Below are 17,309 nucleotides of genomic sequence, written 5' to 3'. Positions count from 1 at the left end.
CGTCCGTCACGTCCCGGACGGCCGCTCCAGTTCGTACCGCAGGTCCTCCAGCTCGGTGCCGCCGGCCATCTGCCGGGTCAACTCGTCGAGCGTGACGGAGCCCTTGGTGTGACTGCCGGCCATGACGCCCCGCTTGAGCAGCACGAAACGGTCGCCGACCAGGTACGCGTGGTGCGGGTTGTGGGTGATGAGGACCACGCCGAGACCCTCGTCGCGGGCGGCGGCCACGTACTTCAGCACGACGCCGGACTGCTTGACGCCGAGCGCGGCGGTCGGCTCGTCGAGGACGAGGACCTTCGCGCCGAAGTGGACGGCCCGGGCGATGGCCACGCACTGCCGCTCGCCGCCGGAGAGGGTGCCGATGGGCTGGTCGACGTCGCGCAGGTCGATCCCCATGCGGAGCAGCGCCTCGCGGGTGGTGGTCCGCATCAGGCCCACGTCGAGCCGCTTGAAGGGGCCGGAGCCCTTGGTGGGCTCGGAGCCCAGGAAGAAGTTCCGCCAGACCGGCATGAGCGGCACGACGGCGAGGTCCTGGTAGACGGTGGCGATGCCCCGGTCGAGGGCGTCGCGCGGATTGGCGAGGGAGACCTCCTCGCCCTCGATGCGGAAGGTCCCCGTGTCGTGCCGGTGGAGACCCGCGACGATCTTGATGAGGGTGGACTTGCCGGCGCCGTTGTCGCCGAGGACGCAGGAGATCTCGCCGGCGCGGACCTCCAGGGAGACCCCTTCGAGGGCGCGGATGTTCCCGTAGTACTTGCTGACGTCGTCGAGCTCGACGAGCGGGGCGGACCCGGTCTTCGTGGCCGTCGTCACTTGGTGGCCTCCACACGCTTGCGGATCCAGGCGTTCAGCAGGGTCGCCAGGAGGAGCATCGCTCCCAGGAAGAACTTGAACCAGTCCGGGTTCCACTCGGCGTACACGATGCCCTTGCTCGTCATGCCGAAGATGAGGGCGCCGATCGCGGAGCCGATGGCGGAGCCGTAGCCGCCGGTGATCAGACAGCCGCCGATGACGGCCGCGATGATGAAGATCAGCTCGTTGCCGACGCCCTCGCCCGACTGGACGACGTCGAAGGAGAAGAGCAGGTGCTGGCCGGAGATCCAGGCGCAGAACGCCACGCCCAGGTAGAGGCCGATCTTCGTCCGGTAGACCGGGACGCCGACCGCGCGGGCGGCGTCGGCGCCGCCGCCGACCGCGAAGATCCAGTTGCCGAACCGGGTGCGCAGCAGGATCCAGGTGGCGAGCGCGACCAGGCCGAACCACCACAGGATGGTGACCTTGAACTCGACGCCGCCGATGGTCAGCTGCGAGGCGAAGAGCTTGCGGGCGGAGGAGAAGCCCTCCATGTCGGCGATGGTCTTGGTGGAGACGGTGCCGCTGATGAGCTTGGTGAGGCCGAGGTTCAGGCCGGTCAGCATGAGGAAGGTGCCCAGGGTGATGATGAAGCTGGGCAGCTTCGTCCGGGTCAGCATGAAGCCGTTGAACGCGCCGATCGCCAGCGTGACGAGCAGCGAGACGCCGACACCGACCCAGACGTTCGCGGTCATCTGGTAGCTGAACATCGACGAGACCAGGGCCGAGCTGGTGACCAGGACACCGGCGGACAGGTCGAACTCGCCGCCGATCATGAGCAGCGCGACGGGGACCGCCATGATGCCCAGGGTGGAGGCCGCGTAGAGCACGGTGCCGAGGCTGGACGGGTTCAGGAAGCTGTCGGCGGCCACGGAGAAGAAGACGAAGACGGCGATCGCGCCGACGACCGAGCCGAGCTCGGGCCGGGCCAGCAGCTTCTTCAGCGGGGTGGTGCGCAGCAGCCGTTCGTCGACGTGGTCGAGCCCGTCCGACGGTGGGGCGGTGGAGCTCATCGGGTGCCCCGCTCCGCGTACTCGACGAGCTTCGCCGCGTCGTCCTTGGTGATGACCTGCGGGCCGGTGAGGACCGGCTTGCCGCCACCGAGGACGTTGGCGTTGTAGCGGTAGAGCCAGAGCAGGTCGACGGCCTCGTAGCCCTGCAGGTACGGCTGCTGGTCGACGGCGAAGCCGAGCGTGCCGGCCTGGAGGGAGGTGGCGACCTTGGCGTTGAGGTCGAAGGTGTCGATCTCGGCCTTGCTCCCGGCGCTCCTGGCGGCCTGGACGGCGGCGTCGGCGAACGGGGCGCCGAGGGTGACGACGGCGTCGACGTCCTTGTCGGACTGGAGCTTGGCCTCGATGGAGGCCTTCACGTCCGGCATGTTGGTGCCGTCGACGTAGAGGTTGACCAGCTCGCCGTCGAAGGTCTTCTTCGTTCCGGCGCAGCGCTGCTCGTGGCCGACGTTGCCCTGCTCGTGCAGGACGCAGAGCGCCTTCTTCCTACCCCGCTTGTCGAGCTCCTCGCCGACGGCCTCGCCGGCGACGGTCTCGTCCTGGCCGATGTGGGTGAGCGCCCCGTACGCCTTGGACACCTCGGCGCCCGAGTTCACGGTGATCACCGGGATGCCGGCCTTGACGGCCTTCTCGACGGCGGCCTTCATGGCGTCGGGCTTCGCGAGCGTGACGATCAGACCGTCGACGCCCTTGGCGACGTACGAGTCGATCAGCTGCGCCTGCTGCTGGGCCTCGTCGCTGTGCGCGTAGAGGAAGTTGATGTTGTCCTTGGCGGCGGCCTGCTGGGCGCCCTTCTGGACGATGTCCCAGAAGGTGTCGCCGTCACCCGAGTGGGTCACCATGGCGAAGGTCCAGCGGGGGGTGTCGACGACCGCCCTGCCCTGGGCCTCGGCGGCCTTGCGGGCGTCCTCCGCCCGCTTTCCGCCGGTGCTGCTGCACCCGGCGAGCGCCCCGGTGAGCGCGAGCGCGAGCACGGCGCCGACTGCGGCGCGTACCCCTCCTGTCCGAAGCCTGGTCACGAGGCCGTGCCCTCCTTTGTGTCCTTTGCGTGCATTGCAGTCGTGCATTGCAGTATCGGTCATGCGGGTCGTGGCGCTCGCCAGGGGGCCGGTGTCCGGCTCATCCGCCGGTGGGGTACGGCCTACGGACGGACCATCAGCTGGAACTCGAAGGAGTAGCGGTCCGCCCGGTAGAGATGGGAACCGTGCTCGACGGCACGGCCGGTGTCGTCGAAGGTGACGCGCTCCATCGTCAGCAGCGGCGCGCCCTCCCGCTCGTCGAGCAGGGCGGCCTCGGCGGCGGTCGCGGCGCGGGCGCCGACGGCCTGGCGGGCGCTGTGCAGGGTGAGCGCGGCGGAACGGAGCATCCGGTAGAGGCCGGTGGCCTCCAGGCGCGCGGTGTCCGGCCCGCCGGGGCCGAGGAGCCCGGCGGGCAGGTGGTTGCGCAGGTACGCCATGGGCTCGCCGTGCGCGGTGCGGAGCCGTTCGAGATAGACGACCTCGCTGCCCTCGGGTACGCGCAGGGCCGCGGCGACCGGTCCTGTGGCGGGTTCCACCCGGTTGACCAGGACCCGGGTGGCGGGGAGCTGTCCGGCGGCGTCCAGGTCGTCGTACAGGCTGCTCAGTTCCAGCGGGCGGCGGACGGTGCTGTGCACGACCTGCGTGCCGACGCCCCGGCGGCGGACGAGGAGGCCCTTGTCGACGAGGGTCTGGATGGCCTGGCGGACGGTGGGGCGGGAGAGGCCGAGGCGGGTGGCGAGGTCGATCTCGTTGCCGAGGAGGGTGCCCGGGGTCAGCGTGCCGTTCTCCACGGCGCTCTCCAGCTGCTGGGCCAGCTGGAAGTAGAGCGGGACCGGGCTGCTGCGGTCCACGGAGAGCGGGGGCAGGGCGGAGCCTGACTGCTTGGACACGGGGGGAGCGTAGCCCGGTGCGTTGATGACGGGAAGTCGTGACGTCCGGTTGTCCTGACAAATCCTTGACACCGGGGAGCGACGGCTCCACGGTGGGGCCATGCGCATCGGACTCATCGGTACGGGCCGGATCGGGAGCTTCCACGCGGGTGTGCTGGCCCGCCACCCGGAGGTCGAGTCGCTGGTCGTGGCGGACGCGGACGCCGCGCGGGCGGCCGGGGTCGCGGGGGCGCTCGGGGCGGAGGCCGCGCCGGACGTCAGCGCGCTGTTCGCGCACGCCCTGGACGCCGTGGTGATCGCCTCGGCGACGGCCGCGCACGCGGAGCTGATCGCCCGTGCGGCGGGCGCCGGGCTCCCGGCGTTCTGCGAGAAGCCCATCGCCCTGGACGTGCCGGGGACGGCCCTCGCGCTCTCGGCGGTGGCCGAGGCGGGCACGGAGCTCCAGCTCGGCTTCATGCGGCGCTTCGACGCGGGATACCGGGCGGCCCGCGAGGCGGTCCGCTCGGGGCGGCTCGGCCGGCTGCACACCGTGCGGGCGGCGACCTCCGACCCGGCGCCGCCGCCGGCCGCGTACCTCCCCCTCTCCGGCGGTCTCTTCCGGGACTGTCTGGTGCACGACTTCGACATCGTGCGCTGGGTGACCGGGCGGGAGGTCGTGGAGGTGTACGCGACGGGCTCGGACGCGGGTCCCGCGATGTTCCGGGAGGCCGGGGACGTGTCCACGGCCGCCGCGCTGCTCACCCTGGACGACGGGACGCTCGTCACCGCGACGGCGACCCGGCGCAACGGCGCCGGGTACGACGTCCGCATGGAGCTGGCGGGCGAGCTGGACCAGATCGCGGTGGGCCTCGACGACCGCACCCCGCTCACCTCGGTGGAACCCTGGGCGTCGGCACCCCCGGGGAAGCCCTGGACGGGCTTCCTCGAACGGTTCGCCCCCGCCTACGAGGCGGAGCTCTGCGCCTTCGTCCGCCTGGTCCGCGGCGAGGCGCCCAACCCGTGCGACGGCCGGGAGGCCCTGGCGGCGCTCCGGATCGCCGAGGCGTGCGAGCGCTCGCGGCGGGAGCGGGGACCCGTACGGGTGGACGACATCGGCTAGGGCCGGTCGTCAAACTCCCGTCGTCGCCCGGAGGGCGGCCCCGCGGGGCGGACGGGAGTGTGACGACAGGCCCTAGGTCCGGTCGTCACCACCGGACCGGGAGGTGCCTGACTCCGCGCATGAGGAGGCCGGGGAGCCACTCCCAGGGCTCGCCCTCGGGGTCGAGTTCCAGGTCCGGGAAGCGGTCGAGGAGGGTCCGGAGGGCGATCCGGCCTTCCAGCCGGGCGAGCGGGGCGCCCAGGCAGTAGTGGATGCCGTGCCCGAAGGCCAGATGTCCCCGGGTGTCCCTGCGGATGTCGAAGGTGTCAGGACCGGGGAACCGGGCCGGGTCGCGGTCGAGCGCCCCGATGGCGACGAGGACGTACTGACGCGCCGGGATCTCGGTGCCACCGAGGGTGATGGGCTCCCGGCTGAAACGGAAGGTGCTGGTCTCCACCGGCCCGTCGTACCGCAGGGACTCCTCGATCGTCCCGTCCAGGAGGCTCGGGTCGGCGCGCAGGGCGGCGAGCTGATCGGGGTGGGTCAGCAGATTGCGGACGGTGTTGGCGATCAGGTTGACGGTCGTCTCGTGGCCCGCGATGAGCAGCAGGTAGGCCATGGCCCGGAGTTCGGGCCCGGAGAGCCGGTCGCCGTCCTCGGCGCGGGAGGCGATCAGACCGGAGAGCAGGTCGTCGGCGGGGCCGGCGGCCCGCTTGTCCTCGATCAGCCCGTCGAGATAGGCGCCGAAGTCCACCATGCTCCGGGTGAAGTCCTCTTCGCCCGTGGGGCTGACCAGCTCCGTGGACCAGCGGCGGAAGGTGTCGCGGTCCGCCGCGGGGACCCCGAGGAGCTCGCAGATGACCGTGATCGGCAGCGGATACGCGAAGGCGTCGACGAGGTCGGCCCGCCCGGCCGGTTCCATCGCGTCGACGAGGTCCGTGGTGAGCCGCTCGATGCGAGGCCGCAGGGCCTCCACCCGGCGGCCGGTGAACTCGCCCGTGACCAGGCGGCGCAGCCGGGTGTGGTCGGGCGCGTCGGCCGAGAGGAGGTGGACGCCGATGATGTCCTCCTCCGGCGCCCGTACGCCGATCACGTGGGGGGACTTGGCGAGCCGGGGGTCGGCGAGCGCCGCGCGCCCCTCCTCGTGTCCGACGACCAGCCAGAACTGGAAGCCGTCGGGCATCCGCACCTCGTGGACGGGACCGGTCTCGCGGAGCTTCGCGTAGTAGGGGTACGGATGCACGGTGAAGTCCGCGCCGTACTCCCCCAGTTCGATGACGGACATCGACGCAGACTATCCGAAGGGGCCGGACCCGAAACGGTCAGTTCTGGCCGTCCTCGCCCAGGAGTCCGGCGTCATGGACGAGAAGGGCGATCTGGACGCGGTTGTTCAGACCGAGCTTGGCGAGGACCCGCGAGACATGGGTCTTGACCGTGGGCACGCTCATGTACAGCTCGGCGGCGATGTCGGCGTTGGACAGACCCCGGCCGACGGCGACGGCCACCTCCCTTTCCCGGTCGGCGAGTTCGCCGAGGCGTCCGGCGGCCGCGGTGCGCGGGGACTGCTCGGGCTGCCCGGCGACATGGCTCATGAGCTGACGGGTGACGGCCGGGGACAGCACAGGGTCCCCGGCGGCGACCCTGCGGACGGCGGCGACGATCTCCGCGGGTGGGGTGTCCTTGAGGACGAATCCGGCCGCGCCGGCCCGCAGGGCACGCAGCACCTGCTCGTCGGCGTGGAAGGTGGTGAGGACGACGACCTCGGGGGCGCCGGGCTCGGCGCGCAGCCGCTCGGTGGCGGTGAGCCCGTCCACGTGCGGCATGCGGATGTCCATGAGGACGACGTCGGGGGCGTGGCGGGCGACGAGTTCGGGGACCTCGCGGCCGTCGGCGCCCTCGCCGACGATCTCCAGGTCCTCGGCGCCGCCGAGCATCAGGGTGAGGCCCGCGCGGACCAGGGGGTCGTCGTCGACGATGAGCAGCCGGATGGTCATGAGGGCCACGGTAGCCAGGCGTGCAGGGCGAACCCGCCGTCGGGGGCTGGTCCGTGCTCCATCCGCCCACCGGCGAGTGCGGCGCGTTCGGTGAGTCCGATGAGGCCCTGGCCGGAACCGGGGACGGGCGGGACCGGCCCGGCGGGGGCCGGGTTGTGGACGTCGACGGTGAGTCCCTCGCCGGGGCGGCCGCGCACGGTGACGGTGACCGTGGTGCCGGGGGCGTGTTTGCGCGCGTTGGTGAGGCCCTCCTGGGCGATGCGGTAGACCGTACGGCCGGTGGCGGCGGGAACGGCGGACGGTTCGTCGACGGTGGTGTCGAGGACGACGTCCGCCCCGGCCTCGCGGGACTCGTCGATCAGCGCGTCGAGGGTGGCGAGGGTGGGCTGCGGCCGGTCGCCGCCGTCACCGTTCTCGCCGGGGGCGCGCAGCACTCCGATGATCTCGCGGAGGTCCTGGAGGGCCTCGTGGGCGCTGTCGCGGATGACGCCGGCGGCGCGGGCGACCTGCTCGGGCGGGGCGTCGGGCCGGAACTCCAGGGCTCCGGCGTGCACGCTGAGCAGGGTGAGCCGGTGGGCGAGGACGTCGTGCATCTCGCGGGCGATCGCCTCGCGGGCGAGCCGCTGGGCCTGGGCGGCACGCAGCTCGGCCTCGGCCTCGGCGCGGCGGGCGCGCTCCCTGAGGGCCTCGACGAGCTGGCGGCGGGAGCGGACGAGCATGCCCCAGGCGGTGACGAGCAGGATGAGGATGAAGCCGAGGGCGACGGAGAGCCCGGTGTTGGTGGTGGGGTCGGGCCGGATGAAGGCCTGCGCGGTGGAGGCGGCGACGGCGAGCGCGCCGATCGCGGCGACCTCGCGGAAGGGCCTGCGCACGGCGACGCTGAATAGGCCCGCGAGGAGGGCGCCGGCGGCGACCGGGGCCACGACGTTCAGCAGTGAGAGGCCGATCGCGAGCCCGGCGGGCCAGCGGCGGCGCAGCCAGAGGGCGCAGCAGGCGGCGGCGCCCAGGAGCTGGTCGACGAGGGTGACGACCTCGCTGGTGTACTGCGCGCTGGTGTCGGCGGCGATGAGGCCGACGAAGGCGGCGAGAAGGAAGAGCGAGGTGTCCACGATCCAGTCGCGGACGGTACGGCGGGGCCGGCTCTCCCCGTTCCCGCCGGCGGGTTCGGCCAGGTGGGAGGGGAGCAGCCAGAGCTGCCGGTCCGTGCGAGTCATATCGGCAATGTACGCAGCCGGGGGCGGCGTGCGGGGCATCGCCGGCCGGGCCGCTACCGAAGTCGCGGAGGTCGATACTTCGGTAGCGGTGCCGGTGGACCGGCGGCGGACGCGGCCGGTCCACCGGCCGCGCCATGATCACTTCATGAAGAAGACTCTTGAGGTCGCCGGTTCCCTGCTCGCTCTCTTCGGTGTGGCCGGGGTGGTGCGCGAGCTGACGGACGGCTGGTTCCGGCTGCTCGGCGTGACCCGGTTCCTCACGGAGAACGTGTGGTTCCTGGAGGGCCGTGAGCTGTTCGCCAACATCGTGATCGCGGTGCTCGGTCTGGTCCTCATGATCGTGTCGGGCCGGGTGGCCACGTCCTGACCGCCCGGTCCCCCGGGGCTCAGGCGCTCGCCGTGTCGAGCCGGGTCACCTCGGCGAGGTGCTCGGCCATCCGGTGCGCGACGGAGCCGCTGGTGTAGAGGGCGGCGCCGACCACCGCGAAGGGGACGGAGCCACCGAGCAGGGCGAGCATGCCGGGCCAGTCCCGGCTCTCGACGCACTCCTTGTCATGGACGTACTCACTGGTCAGCAGGGCGGGGCAGGGGCTGCCGCCGCCGTCGGCGTCCTCGTACGGCGTGAGGAGCTGGACGCCGAACCAGACCCAGAGCAGTGCGGCGATCGTGAAGAGCCCGAGGCCCCAGCCCTGGGTGCGCCGGGCTTTGGCGCGGAACTCGTTGTCGTAGGCAAGTGAACGCATGATCGAAGAACCTACCCGGCGCCGTGGTCGGCGGCCCGGCGGCCCCAACTCGTGCCCGCGAGCACCAGGATGGCGCCCGCGAGGCCGAGGAGGCCGGGGCGGTCGCCGGCGAGCGCGATGCCCGCGCCGGCGGCCCAGAGCGGTTCCGTGCCGAGGAGGAGGCTGACCCGGGACGGGGAGGTGCGGCGGACCGCCCACATCTGCACGAAGAAGGCGAAGAGCGTGCAGAAGACGGAGAGGAAGATCAGCCCGGCCCACTCGCGCGGGCCGAAGTCCAGCGCCACCGCCCAGGGAGAGGCGCCGGTGCCGGGGAAGGCCGCGATGACGGCGAAGACGGCGACGGCGGAGCCCAGCTGCACGGTGGTGAGGGAGAGCGAGTCGGCCGACCGGACGGCCTTGATCCGGGACATCGCCAGGACGTGGACGGTACGGGCGAGGGCGGCGAGCAGCATGAGCAGATCGCCGGGGGAGGGGGTGGTGAAGCCCCCGCCCTGGGTGAGGAGCACGACGCCGAGGACGGAGAGCGCGGCGGCGCCGAGGAAGGCGCGGGGCGGCCTGACCCGGGTGACGGCGGCCTCGGCGAGCGGGGTGAAGATCATGGTGAGGCTGATGATCAGCCCCGCGTTGGTGGCGGAGGTGTGGACGACGCCGTAGGTCTCCAGAAGGAAGATCCCGCCGAGGATCAGTCCGAGGGCCCCGGCGCCGCGCCACTGGGCGGCACTCAGGGCCCGGAGCCTGGTCCACCCGGCGACGACCAGGACGGGCAGCACCACCGCGAACCGCAGCACGAGGACCGCGATGACGGTGTGGGTGGTGGTGATGCCCTTGGCCGCGAGATAGCTGGCGCCCCAGACGACGGCGACGAGCAGAACGGGCAGGTCGGTGAGCCAGGCCCGGCGCGGGGTGCCGAGGGGCACGGGGGCGGCGATCGACGAAGCGGACATTGCGGCCGAATCTCCAACTCTGTGGGTGGGGTGGAGACTTCGACGGCTCGCACGTGGAGCGATCACCGTACCGGGACGGGCCTGTGGCGGCTACACCTTTCCCGGCTCGCACGGGGGCGGGGGGCACGGGCCGGGGCGGGGGCACGCGGGCACGGGCCGGGGCCACCCGCCGGTCAGGCGTAGCTGCCGTACTCGGGGCGGCCCACGAGCTCGTACGTGGTGAGGGTGACGCCGGCGCCGGTCGTGCGCGCGTCGGTCAGCCGGAAGGCGGTGGGGCGTACGCCGTCGGTGAAGAGACGGCGGCCGGTGCCGAGGATCACCGGGAAGACGAGCAGATGCAGGGTGTCGATCAGATCGTGGTCGAGCAGGGTCCGGGCGAGACCGCCGCTGCCGTGCATCTGGATCTCGCCCTCGGTGCGCTCCTTGAGCCCCCTGACGCCCTCGACGACATCGCCGCGGAGCACGGTGGTCCCGGCCCACTCGGCGGAGTCGAGGGTGGTGCTGGCGACGTACTTGGGGAGTGCGTTGAGCTTGGTGGCGATGGGGTTGGCCGGGTCCGTCTGCTTCGGCCAGTAGCCGGCGAAGATGTCGTACGTGCGGCGGCCGAGGAGGAACGCGGTCGGCCGGGTGAAGACCCCGTCCATGAACTGTCCGAAGTCCTCGTCCCCGAACGGCACGGACCAGCCGCCGTGGGTGAACCCGTCGCTGGGGTCCTCCTCCGGGCCGCCGGGGGCCTGGTGGACGCCGTCGAGGGTCAGGAACTGGGTGAGGCTGAGCGTGGCCATGGTGGTGCCCTTTCGTCTCCGGTCCATCGTGTCTCAGCAGTTCAGACCGCGCCGCCCGGCGGAACTCATCGGTGCCCGGGTCGGCGTCCGATTCATGCCAGCGCCGGGACGCCCGGGCGACTTTCATTGAACCCGCAACCACTTATGGCTCTTCGTTACGGAGGTTTCGGGATGTCCACGATGAACGGCACGGCGGTACTGGTGACGGGCGGCAGCCGGGGGATCGGCGCGGCCACGGCCGTACGGCTCGCCCAGGAGGGCGCCGATGTCGCCTTCACCTACGTCCAGGACGAGGTCCGGGCCAAGGAGGTCACCGCGCGGATCGAGGCGACCGGTCGCAGGGCGCTGGCGCTGCGGGCGGACGCGGCGGACGCCGGGGACGCGGCGGGCGCGGTGAACTGGGCGGCGGACGCACTGGGCCGGCTCGACGTCCTGGTGAACAACGCCGGTGTCGGTGTCCTCGGCCCGCTGGAGTCCCTGGCCCTTGCGGACGTGGACCGGGTCCTGGCGGTGAACGTCCGGGCGGCGTTCCTGGCCTCGCAGGCGGCGGCCGGGCATCTGCCGGAGGGCGGCAGGATCATCACCATCGGCAGCTGCATGGCCCAGCGGGTGCCGGGGCCCGGCGGGGTGCTGTACGCGCTCAGCAAGACGGCGCTGATCGGCCTGACGAAGAGCCTCGCGCGGGAGCTGGGCGGGCGCGGCATCACGGCGAACCTCGTCCACCCCGGCCCCATCGACACGGACATGAACCCGGCGGACGGCCCGTACGCGGAAGGCCAGGCGGCCATGACGGCCCTCGGCCGCTTCGGCACCCCGGACGAGGTGGCCGCGACGGTCGCCTTCCTGGCGGGACCGGAGGGGCGGTACGTGACGGGCGCGGAGTTCTCGGTGGACGGCGGACACGCGGCCTGACGCCGGGAGGGGGCGAGCACGGTCGGGGTCGTGAGCCCGCCTCTGGGCGCCCGGAGGCGAACCGAGCCCGAAAAAGAGGAACGCACCGGTGCTGTCGGGCCGGTGCGTCCTCGCGGGCCGGGCGGGGTGTCGTACCCGCCCAGTTCATGGAGCGGGCCGGGGGCGTACCCCGGCCCGCTCGTTCGTACGGGCTCCGGTCAGCCGCCCAGTTCCTGGTGGCGGGCCGTCAGGCGGGCCGTACCGGCGTCCGTGAGGGAGCCGAAGAGGCGGAGGCGGGAGATGCCGCCGTCCGGGTAGATGTCGATCCGGACGCGGGAGCCGACCGCCGGGGTGTCGAGCACGAAGCGGTGGTTGGTGTCGGGCTGGAGGCGGGTCCGGGGCAGGATCTCGGTCCACTCCTCCGAGCCCTCGGCGGCGACGGAGAGCGCGGCCCAGCCGGCGCTGTTGCCCTTGAGGTACGCGGTGTCGATCTCGACGGCGCGGATCTCGGACTCGGCGACGAGCTGGTAGCGGATCCAGTCGTTGCCCTTGTCGCGGCGGCGGCGGGTCTCCCAGCCGTCGTCCATCTTGCGGGAGCGGCCGGGCTGGATGGTGTTGGTGGCCGGGGAGTAGAAGCGGTCGGAGGCGTCCTCGACCTGGCCGCCGTTCTCCAGGGCCGCGAGGTCGAAGGTGCCGAGCACGCCGAGCCACCGCGGGTCGGGGGCGACCTCGCCGTACACGCGGAGGCGGGCGATGCCGCCGTCGGGGTGCTGGTTGACGCGGAGGTGGGTGAAGCGCTGCTCGACGTCGACGGCGAAGCCGTTGGCGGCGTGACCGCCGACGGCGGTGCGCGGGACGATCGTCGTCCACTTCACGTCGTCGGCGAGGAGTTCCTCGGGCGAGGGCGAGCCGGGCACGGAGGCGGCCTCGACGGAGACGGCCTGCGGGTAGTTGCCGCGGAAGTGCGCGGTGTCGAGGACGATGCCGCGGACGACGCCGGGGGCGCCGAGCCGTACGAGGGCCCAGTCGTGGTCGTCGTCGGTGGGGTGCGGCTGCTGGGCGGAGACGCCGCGGCGGCGGCGGGTCTCCCAGCCGTCCATGATCTTGCCCTTGTGACCGAAGTGCTCGGGGTCGAACTCGGCGGCCTCGGGCTTGAGCAGGTTCTCGCGCTCGGCGAAGAACTCGTCGTTGGCGGCGATCACGCCGGCGCCGAGTCGCCGGTCGGCGAGGTCGGCGTACTGGGTGAAGGGGAAGTCGGCCGTCCGGTAGTCGGCGTAGGGGTCACCACCGCCGTAAGGGCTGGCGTCGCCGGTGAAGGAGGGTATGCCGGTGCTCACGGGTCAGTTGTTCCTTTCGAGGAGGCGGCCGGAGGGCTCGGCGAGGGTGCCGTGGTCGGCGATCCGCTCTCCGCGCAGCCAGGTGGAGGTGACGACGCCGTTGAGGGTCCTGCCCGCGTAGGCGGTGATCCGGTTGCGGTGCTGGAGCTCGGCCGGGTCGACGGTGAAGGTGGCCTCCGGGTCGAGGACGGCGAAGTCGGCGTCGCGGCCGGCCTCGATGGCGCCCTTGCGGGTGAGGCCGGCGAGCCGGGCCGGGCCCTCGGACATCCAGCGGACGACGTCCGTCAGGTCGAAGCCGCGCCGGCGGGCCTCGGTCCAGATGGCGGGGAGGCCGAGCTGGAGGGAGGAGATGCCGCCCCAGGCGGACGCGAAGTCCGGCGTCTTGAGGTCGGTCGTGGACGGGGAGTGGTCGGAGACGATGCAGTCGATCGTGCCGTCCGCGAGTCCCTGCCACAGCGCGTCCTGGTTGACGGCCTCGCGGATGGGCGGGCAGCACTTGAACTCGGTGGCGCCGTCCGGGATCTCCTCGGCGGTGAGCGTGAGGAAGTGCGGGCAGGACTCGACGGTGACCTTGACGCCCTCGGCCTTGGCGGCGGCGAGGAGCGGCAGCGCGTCCGAGGAGGAGAGGTGCAGGACGTGGACGCGGGCGTCGAGCCGGCGGGCCTGGTTGACCAGGTTCTCGATCGCCGTGTTCTCCGCGTCGCGGGGACGCGAGGCGAGGAAGTCGGCGTACGCGCCACCGGAGCGCTGGGGCGCGGCGGCGAGGTGGTGGGGGTCCTCGGCGTGCACGATCATCAGGCCGTCGAAGCCGGAGATCTCGGCGAGCGAGGTCGCGAGCCGCTCCTGGTCGAGCTCGGGGAACTCCTCCACGCCGGAGGGCGACAGGAAGCACTTGAACCCGAAGACACCGGCGTCGTGGAGCGGGCGCAGGTCCTTGACGTTGTCGGGCAGGGCGCCGCCCCAGAAGCCGACGTCGACGTGCGCCTTGGCCCGGGCGACCTCCTGCTTGACGCGCAGGTTCTCCACGGTGGTGGTGGGCGGCAGCGAGTTGAGGGGCATGTCGAGGAGGGTGGTGATGCCTCCGGCGGCGGCCGCGCGGGTGGCGGTCCAGAAGCCCTCCCACTCGGTGCGGCCGGGGTCGTTCACGTGCACGTGGGTGTCGACGAGTCCGGGCAGGACGACGTCGTCGCCGACGTCCTCGAGCCGGGCACCGGCGGGTACCTCCGCGTCGTACGGCAGAACGGCCGTGATCGTCCCTCCGGCGACGGCGATCGACGCCGGGCGTGTCCCCTCGGGGGTGATGACACGCGTCGAGCGCAGGACCAGGTTGACGTCCACCCGTACCCCTCTTCCAGTGCTTCGAGAAAAAATTCAACGAACTGTTGAAGGAGTCTTCACTTCCGGACGACATGTCGTCAAGGGCACACTTCCAGCATCGCCGCGGACGCCGGGTCCCGCCGAGCGCAACTTGGATGTTTCCACTAAGTGGAATGCAAATTCCGTACAGTAGAACGTAGCTCCGTACAGCCGGGGCCGGCCCGGAGGGCTCCGGGCCCTCACCGACACCGGACAAACACGTCCTGACCGGCGCGGACGCCGACACCACGACCATGTACCCCGGGCAATGGGCCGGTAGGCTGCTGCCTTGCCCGCCTGCCCCGAAAGGACCGTTGACGTGCCGACGTCCAGCGCCAGCACCACCGACGCCGCCAAGCCCGCCGCGAGCGGGGGCGTCCAGTCCCTTGAGCGTGCCTTCGACCTCCTCGAGCGGATGGCCGACGCCGGGGGCGAGGTCGGGCTGAGCGAGCTCTCCGCCAGCAGCGGACTCCCGCTCCCCACCATCCACCGTCTGATGCGCACCCTGGTCGCCTGCGGGTACGTGCGCCAGCAGCCCAACCGGCGGTACGCGCTCGGCCCCCGCCTCATCCGGCTCGGCGAGTCCGCCTCACGCCTCCTCGGCACCTGGGCGCGGCCGTACCTGGCGCGGCTGGTCGAGGAGACCGGCGAGACGGCGAACATGGCGCTCCTCGACGGCGACGAGATCGTGTACGTGGCGCAGGTGCCGTCCAAGCACTCGATGCGCATGTTCACCGAGGTCGGCCGGCGGGTGCTGCCGCACTCGACGGGCGTCGGCAAGGCGCTGCTCGCGCACACCCCGGCGGAGGAGGTCCGCGCGCTGCTGGCCCGTACCGGGATGCCGGCCGCGACGGAGAAGACCATCACCACGCCGGACGGCTTCCTCGACGCGCTCGTCGCGGTCCGCGAGACCGGGTACGCGGTCGACGACAACGAGCAGGAGATAGGAGTCCGCTGCCTCGCGGTCTCCGTCCCGGACTCCCCGACGGCCGCGGCGATCTCGATCTCGGGGCCGGCGGGACGGGTCACGGAAGCGGCCACGGAGAAGATCGTCCCGATCCTCCAGGAGGTCGCGCGGGAACTCTCCGCGGCCCTGGCGAACACGACGGCCAACGGCGGCGCGTAGCCCGACCGGGCGGGCACCTGACGGGGCGCGCCGCCTTTGCCGGGCCGCGGCCCCGTCAGGTGCGGGGCGCAGCCCATCGTGCCGCGGCGGTGGGGTCAGGCGCGGGCCGGTTCCGGGGTGACGCGGCCGTCCCTGACCTCCACCAGCCGATCCGCCCGCCCCGCATGCCCCCGGTCATGCGTCACCAGCACCGTCGCGGTTCCCCTTCCCACCGTCAGACCCGCGAGCAGTTCCACCACCGCCGCCCCGCGCTCGTGATCGAGCGCGCTCGTCGGCTCGTCGACGAGCAGGACCGCCGGTTCGTTCATCAGTGCCCGCGCGATGTTGACCCGCTGCCGCTGGCCCCCGGACAGCTGGTGCGGCCGCCGCCCGGCCAGATCCGCGAGACCCACCGCGTCGAGCAGCTCCATGGCCCTGCCGCGGGCGGACCTCGCCGGCCGGCCGGAGACGTGTGCCATGACCTGCAGCTGCTCCGCCGCCGTGAGCGAGGGCAGCAGGTTCGGCTGCTGGAAGACGATCCCGATCCGCTCGCGCCGCAGCGCCGCCCGCCCGGCCGCGTCCAGCTCCCCCGTGTCCGTACCGTCGACGACGACCCGCCCCCGGTCCGGCGTCACCAGCGTCGCGGCGACGGCGAGCAGGCTGGACTTGCCGGAGCCGGAAGGCCCGACGACGGCCGTGAGGGATCCCGCGGGGACGGTGAGGGAGACCGCGTCGAGCGCGGTCAGCCGCCCGTCGCCGTCCGGGTAGGTGAGGGTGACGGCATCGAGGACGAGACTCATCGGGCACTCCCGAGCGCGGTGAGGGGATCGACGGCGGTGATCCGCCGGATGGACAGCGCCGCTCCGAGGACGCCGAGCACCACCATCACGGCGGCGGGCCCGAGGACGGTCAGCGGTTCGAGGACGAACGGCACGTTCCCGCCGCTGACCAGCGCCCCGACGCCGACGGCGAGGGCCGTGCCGAGCAGCGTGCCGGCCGTGAGCATCAGGACCGCCTGCCCGAGGGCGTCCTTGAGGAGGTACGGGGTCGAGGCGCCGAGGGCCTTCAGGACGGCCACGTCGCCGCTCCGCTGGATCGTCCAGACGGTGAAGAAGGCTCCTATGACGAGAGCCGAGATGGCGAAGAGGAAGCCGCGCATGAGCTGGAGGGAGCCGTTCTCGGCCTGGTAGGACCCTATGGCGGTGAGGGCCTCGTCGACGGTCCGCGCCTCGGTGCCGGCGGCCTTGTCGCCCGCTCCCCAGTCGGCCCCGCCGCCGCGGAGCGCGACGACCGTGGCCTGTTCCTCCGCGCCGGTGCCGCTGTGGCCGAACCGCTGCCAGTCGTCGAGGGTCGTCCACACGACGGGCGTGTGGCTGTACGAGGCATCGCCCGCGATCGCCGCGACGGTGAGGTCCAGGGAGCCGAGGCGGACGGGGTCGCCGACGTCGACGCCCAGCTCCTCCGCCGCCGACTCCGACAGCACGGCCTTCCCCGCGGCGGGCGCCACGGGTGCGAGCCCGCCCTCCGGCTCCGTACCGAAGGCGGACACGGCGGCGGTGCGGTCGCCGGCGGCGCCGTTGAGGGTCCGGATGCCGAGCGGCGCCGCCGCCGTCACCCCGGGCCGCCCGGCCCACTCGCGCCACTGCTCCTCCGTCACCGTCGAGTTGGTGAAGGAGACCGACTGCCCGGACGGCGGCGCGGCGAAGGCGAGCCGGTCGGCGGGCAGGCCGGTGATCGCGGAGACGTTCTCCCGCGCGAGGCCGGCGGTCAGTCCGGACAACAGGCCCACGAGCAGGGTGATCAGCACGATCACGGTACCCATGAGCGCGAATCGCCCCTTGGCGAATCCGAGGTCTCTCCATGCGACGAACATGCTGACCAGAGTGGTCGGCGAGGTACCCCGGAGGCATCGCGCCACGGATGGCTCCGGCATCAAACTTTTGGTTGAGCCCGGATTGTCCGCCGCTGTCTAGGCTGGAGGGAACATGGATCCGCACTCCTCCCTCCACCCCGCGCCCCCTTCCTCCCTCCACCCCGCGCCCCCTTCCTCCCTCCACCCCGCGCCCCCTTCCTCCCTCCACCCCGCCCGGC

The 17,309-nt window shown here is 72.6% G+C and carries 18 protein-coding genes; 4 read left to right on the top strand and 14 right to left on the bottom strand.

Annotated elements, in window-relative coordinates; all coding sequences use genetic code 11:
- Nucleotides 1–6: 6 nt before the first annotated feature.
- The 4 genes from OG392_RS29900 to OG392_RS29885 form a co-directional block, all read right to left on the bottom strand.
- Nucleotides 7–813: an ATP-binding cassette domain-containing protein gene (locus OG392_RS29900; RefSeq protein ID WP_329284548.1), complete on the bottom strand. Its 807-nt coding sequence runs from the start codon at nt 811–813 to the stop codon at nt 7–9.
- Nucleotides 810–1,865 carry an ABC transporter permease gene (locus tag OG392_RS29895; RefSeq protein WP_329284547.1) on the bottom strand — a complete coding sequence of 352 codons (1,056 nt, stop codon included), beginning with the start codon at nt 1,863–1,865 and terminating at the stop codon, nt 810–812. Before OG392_RS29895 ends, OG392_RS29900 begins: the two co-directional genes overlap by 4 nt.
- Nucleotides 1,862–2,881 (bottom strand): sugar ABC transporter substrate-binding protein, encoded by a 1,020-nt coding sequence (locus tag OG392_RS29890; RefSeq protein WP_329284545.1) that lies wholly within the window; start codon nt 2,879–2,881, stop codon nt 1,862–1,864. Before OG392_RS29890 ends, OG392_RS29895 begins: the two co-directional genes overlap by 4 nt.
- 122 nt (nt 2,882–3,003) lie before the next feature.
- Nucleotides 3,004–3,732, bottom strand: coding sequence for a GntR family transcriptional regulator (locus OG392_RS29885; protein WP_329287542.1), 729 nt, complete (start codon nt 3,730–3,732; stop codon nt 3,004–3,006).
- A gap of 139 nt (nt 3,733–3,871) precedes the next feature.
- Between OG392_RS29885 and OG392_RS29880 the strand changes: the two genes are divergently transcribed.
- Nucleotides 3,872–4,870 carry a Gfo/Idh/MocA family protein gene (locus tag OG392_RS29880; RefSeq protein ID WP_329284542.1) on the top strand — a complete coding sequence of 333 codons (999 nt, stop codon included), beginning with the start codon at nt 3,872–3,874 and terminating at the stop codon, nt 4,868–4,870.
- A gap of 85 nt (nt 4,871–4,955) precedes the next feature.
- Here OG392_RS29880 and OG392_RS29875 read toward each other — a convergent pair whose 3' ends face one another.
- Genes OG392_RS29875 through OG392_RS29865 form a run of 3 tightly spaced genes read right to left on the bottom strand, consistent with a single transcriptional unit; the run spans nt 4,956 to nt 8,057 of the window.
- Nucleotides 4,956–6,134 (bottom strand): cytochrome P450 family protein, encoded by a 1,179-nt coding sequence (locus OG392_RS29875; RefSeq protein ID WP_329284540.1) that lies wholly within the window; start codon nt 6,132–6,134, stop codon nt 4,956–4,958.
- Between the two features lie 37 nt (nt 6,135–6,171).
- Entirely contained in the window at nt 6,172–6,843 is a 672-nt protein-coding gene (locus OG392_RS29870; protein ID WP_329284538.1) for a response regulator transcription factor, read from the bottom strand.
- A complete protein-coding gene (locus OG392_RS29865; RefSeq protein WP_329284537.1) occupies nt 6,840–8,057 on the bottom strand; it encodes a sensor histidine kinase in 1,218 nt (405 codons plus the stop codon). The genes OG392_RS29870 and OG392_RS29865 overlap by 4 nt, the downstream gene beginning before the upstream one ends.
- A gap of 145 nt (nt 8,058–8,202) precedes the next feature.
- Here OG392_RS29865 and OG392_RS29860 point away from each other — a divergent pair, with 145 nt between their 5' ends.
- The gene (locus tag OG392_RS29860) at nt 8,203–8,424 is read left to right on the top strand and encodes a hypothetical protein (protein ID WP_329284535.1); all 222 of its coding nucleotides are present in this window, start codon (nt 8,203–8,205) and stop codon (nt 8,422–8,424) included.
- Between the two features lie 19 nt (nt 8,425–8,443).
- Here the strand turns inward: OG392_RS29860 and OG392_RS29855 are convergent, their stop codons facing one another.
- From OG392_RS29855 to OG392_RS29845, 3 genes are all read right to left on the bottom strand, one after another.
- Nucleotides 8,444–8,800 carry a hypothetical protein gene (locus tag OG392_RS29855; RefSeq protein ID WP_329284534.1) on the bottom strand — a complete coding sequence of 119 codons (357 nt, stop codon included), beginning with the start codon at nt 8,798–8,800 and terminating at the stop codon, nt 8,444–8,446.
- Nucleotides 8,801–8,811: 11 nt separating this feature from the next.
- Entirely contained in the window at nt 8,812–9,744 is a 933-nt protein-coding gene (locus OG392_RS29850; protein WP_329284532.1) for a DMT family transporter, read from the bottom strand.
- Between the two features lie 173 nt (nt 9,745–9,917).
- Nucleotides 9,918–10,529 carry a dihydrofolate reductase family protein gene (locus OG392_RS29845; protein WP_329284530.1) on the bottom strand — a complete coding sequence of 204 codons (612 nt, stop codon included), beginning with the start codon at nt 10,527–10,529 and terminating at the stop codon, nt 9,918–9,920.
- A 171-nt stretch (nt 10,530–10,700) separates the two neighbouring features.
- Between OG392_RS29845 and OG392_RS29840 the strand changes: the two genes are divergently transcribed.
- Entirely contained in the window at nt 10,701–11,441 is a 741-nt protein-coding gene (locus OG392_RS29840) for an SDR family NAD(P)-dependent oxidoreductase (protein WP_329284528.1), read from the top strand.
- 197 nt (nt 11,442–11,638) lie between these two features.
- Here the strand turns inward: OG392_RS29840 and alc are convergent, their stop codons facing one another.
- Both alc and allB read right to left on the bottom strand, forming a co-directional pair.
- Complete coding sequence (gene alc, locus OG392_RS29835; protein WP_329284527.1) at nt 11,639–12,757, bottom strand: allantoicase; 1,119 nt, start codon at nt 12,755–12,757, stop codon at nt 11,639–11,641.
- 3 nt (nt 12,758–12,760) lie between these two features.
- Complete coding sequence (gene allB / locus OG392_RS29830) at nt 12,761–14,095, bottom strand: allantoinase AllB (RefSeq protein ID WP_329284525.1); 1,335 nt, start codon at nt 14,093–14,095, stop codon at nt 12,761–12,763.
- 337 nt (nt 14,096–14,432) lie between these two features.
- Here allB and OG392_RS29825 point away from each other — a divergent pair, with 337 nt between their 5' ends.
- The gene (locus OG392_RS29825) at nt 14,433–15,239 is read left to right on the top strand and encodes an IclR family transcriptional regulator (protein ID WP_030323875.1); all 807 of its coding nucleotides are present in this window, start codon (nt 14,433–14,435) and stop codon (nt 15,237–15,239) included.
- Nucleotides 15,240–15,334: 95 nt separating this feature from the next.
- Here OG392_RS29825 and OG392_RS29820 read toward each other — a convergent pair whose 3' ends face one another.
- On the bottom strand, nt 15,335–16,018 hold the full coding sequence (locus tag OG392_RS29820) for an ABC transporter ATP-binding protein (protein WP_329284520.1): 684 nt from the start codon (nt 16,016–16,018) through the stop codon (nt 15,335–15,337).
- A complete protein-coding gene (locus tag OG392_RS29815) occupies nt 16,015–17,091 on the bottom strand; it encodes an ABC transporter permease (RefSeq protein WP_329284518.1) in 1,077 nt (358 codons plus the stop codon). The genes OG392_RS29820 and OG392_RS29815 overlap by 4 nt, the downstream gene beginning before the upstream one ends.
- Between the last annotated feature and the right edge of the window lie 218 nt (nt 17,092–17,309).

This window comes from Streptomyces sp. NBC_00691 (genome assembly GCF_036226665.1).
Classification (GTDB): Bacteria; Actinomycetota; Actinomycetes; order Streptomycetales; family Streptomycetaceae; genus Streptomyces.
The sequence above is the reverse complement of the archived record's forward strand: the minus strand, read 5'-3'. Positions and strand labels throughout refer to the sequence as shown.